Source organism: Lysobacter sp. N42 (genome assembly GCF_004344885.1).
Map to the genome: position 1 here is coordinate 1 of NZ_SKFB01000091.1, position 3,679 is coordinate 3,679.

General features: G+C 69.1%; 4 protein-coding genes. All 4 read right to left on the reverse strand.

Annotated features, from left to right (window positions below):
• Window positions 1-102: 102 nt before the first annotated feature.
• Window positions 103-894, reverse strand: coding sequence for a respiratory nitrate reductase subunit gamma (narI, locus tag EYQ95_RS25870; protein ID WP_132332048.1), 792 nt, complete (start codon window positions 892-894; stop codon window positions 103-105).
• A 10-nt stretch (window positions 895-904) separates the two neighbouring features.
• Window positions 905-1,594, reverse strand: coding sequence for a nitrate reductase molybdenum cofactor assembly chaperone (gene narJ / locus EYQ95_RS25875; protein ID WP_132332050.1), 690 nt, complete (start codon window positions 1,592-1,594; stop codon window positions 905-907).
• Window positions 1,591-3,117 carry a nitrate reductase subunit beta gene (gene narH / locus EYQ95_RS25880; RefSeq protein ID WP_132332052.1) on the reverse strand — a complete coding sequence of 509 codons (1,527 nt, stop codon included), beginning with the start codon at window positions 3,115-3,117 and terminating at the stop codon, window positions 1,591-1,593. Before narH ends, narJ begins: the two co-directional genes overlap by 4 nt.
• A partial coding sequence (locus tag EYQ95_RS25885) for a molybdopterin dinucleotide binding domain-containing protein (RefSeq protein ID WP_305792184.1) occupies window positions 3,114-3,679 on the reverse strand: 566 nt, incomplete at its 5' end. The genes narH and EYQ95_RS25885, both read right to left, overlap by 4 nt.

The window sequence follows — 3,679 nt, forward strand, 5'->3', positions numbered from 1 at the left end:
CGCCGCAGCCGCCGCTGGCGCAGGCGCTGGGCATCTGCGGCGCGGGGCGCGCGGCCGGCGCGGGCGGCGCGGGTGCCAGCAGTTCGACGTCGATGACGCGGCTCATACGCCGCTCTGCCCGCTGTCGGAGGTGGCGCGCTCCACCGCCGGCCCGCCGAAGGCCGAGGCCGCGGCGCCGCGCGTCACCGGGATCTCGGCGCGGCGGCGCGGATTGCGCGGCCGCACGATCTGGTAGCCGGTGCGGAACAGGTACCAGACCGGCGCGCTGAACACGTGCACCAGGCGGGTGAAGGGCGTGATCAGGAACAGCACCAGGCCCAGCACGATGTGCAGCTTGTAGACGAAGGCGGCGTCGACGATGAGGTCGGCCGCGCCCGGGTCGAAGCGCAGCAGGCCCTGCGCCCAGCCCATGAACAGCACCATCTCCTTGCCGTCCAGGTGCTGCATCGTCCAGTAGGTCGTGGCCACGCCGAGGGTGACCTGCGCCCACAGCAGCGCCAGCACGGCGATGTCGCCGAACGAGGAGGTGCGGCGGATGCGCGGGTCGGCCAGGCGACGGTGCAGCAGCAGCGTGCAGCCCAGCCAAGCGGCCAGCCCCGCGATGCCGCCCACCACCAGCGCCATGGTCTGCTTGAACCCGTGCGAGATGCCCACCGCGTCGAACACGCCGATGGGCGTGAGCAGGCCGACGAAGTGCCCCACCAGCAGCACCAGGATGCCCATGTGCATGAGGTTGGAGCCGATGCGCATCTGCCGGCGGCGCAGGAACTGGCTGGACTGCGAGCGCCAGCCGTACTGGTCCTTGTCGAAGCGCAGGATGCTGCCGACCACCAGCACCGTCACCGCGAGATACGGAAACCAGCCGAAGGCCAGCTGGTTGAGAAACTCGTTCATCGCTCTCTCCTCAGCCCTTGATCGCCGCCATCACCGACTGCTGCGCCGCGCGGATGCGCGCCACCACGCCGGTGGCCTGCTTGGCGTCCAGCGTGGGCTTGCCGAAGGACACCGGCGCGTCCTCCCATTCCTCGTCCAGCGTCTTCGCCCCGGCCTGGCGCGCGCGCAGTTCGGCCAGCGCCTCGGCATCGGGCGTGGCGCCGGCCAGCACCGCCAGCGCGCCGAACACCGCGGCGTAGGGCGAGTCCTGCCGCTGCAGGCGCTCTTCCAGCGCGACGAAGACGTGCACCGGCTGGGCGAGCAGGTCGCGCGCCTCGGCCGGCGGCAGGCAGGAGGCGAACTCCAGGAACAGCGGCAGGTAGTCCGGCAGCTCGTTGCCGGTCATCACGAAGCCGTGGTCGATGTAGAGCTGGCCGAGGTCGATCATCGCCTGCCCGCGCTCGCGGCCATCGCCGTGCACGTGCTCGAACAGGTGCAGCGCCAGGTGCCGCGAGCGGTCGAAAAGCTCGCTGTAGGCGGCCTGCGCGTCGAGCAGGTCGGAGGTGGAGAGCGCGTCGAACAGCGGGTCCAGCGCGGCGATGCGCGCGGCCGGCAGGGCGCGCTCGGCGGCGACGGCCTCGCGCAGCGCGCGCGCCTCGGCCTGCAGCTCCGCCGACGGGTAGCCCAGCAGCAGGGCCAGCGTGCGCAGCGTGCGCCTCACGTGGTGGTCTCCGTGTAGGGCTGCTGCGGCTTGGTCTTGGGCCCGCCGAACAGGTTGAGCTTGGACACGCCGTTGGTGGGCTCGCGGAAGCCGAAGCCGGTGGCGCCGCGCAGCACGTAGGCGTTCTCCTCGGTCTCGCGGTGCGTGGTGGGGATGACGTAGCGGTCCTCGTACGCGCCCAGCGCCATGTAGCGGTACATCTCCTCGATGATCCGCCCGCTCAGGCCCACGCGCTGGGCGATGGACTCGTCGATGCGCCCGTGCACGGTCTTGGCGCGCATGTAGGCGCGCATGGCGAGCATGCGCTCCAGCGCCGCGGCCACCGGCGCCTCGTCGCCGGCGGTGAGCAGGTTGGCGAGGTACTTGAGCGGGATGCGCAGGCTGCGCACGTCGGGCATGCCGTCGTTGACCGACATCTTCCCCGCCTCGGCCGCCGACTGGATGGGCGAAAGCGGCGGCACGTACCAGACCATCGGCAGCGTGCGGTACTCCGGGTGCAGCGGGAAGGCCACGCGCCATTCCTTGGCCATCTTGTAGACCGGCGAGCGCATGGCCGCCTCGATCCACGCCTCGGGCACGCCGTCGCGCCGCGCGGCGTCCTGCACCGCCGGGTCGTAGGGGTCGAGGAAGAGGTCGAGCTGCGCCTCGTAGAGATCGCGCGGGTTCTCCACCGAGGCCGCGGCCTCGATGCGGTCGGCGTCGTAGAGCACCACGCCCAGGTAGCGGATGCGACCCACGCAGGTCTCCGAGCACACCGTCGGCTGCCCGGTCTCGATGCGCGGGTAGCAGAAGATGCACTTCTCGGACTTACCCGTGGACCAGTTGTAGTAGATCTTCTTGTACGGGCAGCCGGACACGCACATGCGCCAGCCGCGGCACTTCTCCTGATCGATCAGGACGATGCCGTCCTCCTCGCGCTTGTAGATGGCGCCGGACGGGCAGGTCGCCAGGCACGAGGGGTTGAGGCAGTGCTCGCACAGCCTCGGCAGGTACATCATGAAAGTCTGCTCGAACTGGCCGTAGATCTCCTTCTCCACGTCCTGGAAGTTGTAGTCCTGCGAGCGCTTGGCGAACTCGCCGCCGAGGTCGTCCTCCCAGTTGCCGCTCCACTCGATCTTGTTCATCACCTCGCCGGTGACCAGCGAGCGCGGCCGCGCCACCGGTTGCGCCTGCAGCTCGGGCGCCTTCTGCAGCCAGTCGTAGTCGTAGGTGAACGGCTCGTAGAAGTCGTCGATCTCGGGCAGGTCGGGGTTGAAGAAGATCTTGGCCAGGATCCGCCACTTCGAGCCCAGCCGGGGCTCGATGCGCCCGTTCTTCTTCCTCACCCAGCCGCCGTTCCAGCGCTGCTGGTTCTCCCAGTCCTTGGGGTAGCCGATGCCGGGCTTGGTCTCGACGTTGTTGAACCAGGCGTACTCCATGCCCTCGCGGTTGGTCCACACGTTCTTGCAGGTGATCGAGCAGGTGTGGCAGCCGATGCACTTGTCGAGGTTGAGCACCATCGGGATCTGGGCGCGGACCTTCACTTGGCCACCTCCGCGCGCTTGACGGCCTCGGTGGTGTCCACCGCCTTGTCGAACCAGTCGATCGCGTTCATCTTGCGGATGAGCACGAACTCGTCGCGGTTGGCGCCCACCGTGCCGTAGTAGTTGAAGCCGTAGGCCAGCTGCACGTAGCCGCCGATCATGTGCGTGGGCTTCATGTTGATGCGCGTGACCGAGTTGTGGATGCCGCCGCGCTGGCCGGTGATCTCCGAGCCCACGGTGTTCACCAGCTTCTCCTGCGCGTGGTACATGATCGCGGTGCCCGGCATGACGCGCTGGGACACGATCGCGCGCGCGGTGAGCGCGCCGTTGAGGTTGAAGGCCTCGATCCAGTCGTTGTCGCAGATGCCCGCGCGCTGCGCGTCCTCCTCGCTGATCCAGACCGTCGGCCCACCGCGGTTGAGCGTGAGCATGATCAGGTTCTCGGAATAGGTGGAGTGGATGCCCCACTTCTGGTGCGGCGTGAGGGAAGGTCTGAACAACCCGCTCTGCCGCCCGGATTGCGGCATCGTGGCGCCGGCCTGGCGTCGCTTTCGAGCCGGAT

What these genes read in the sequence shown, in the direction of transcription:
- narI (WP_132332048.1), bottom strand. Translation starts at nt 894, where the DNA reads ATGAACGAGTTTCTCAACCAGCTGGCCTTCGGCTGGTTTCCGTATCTC.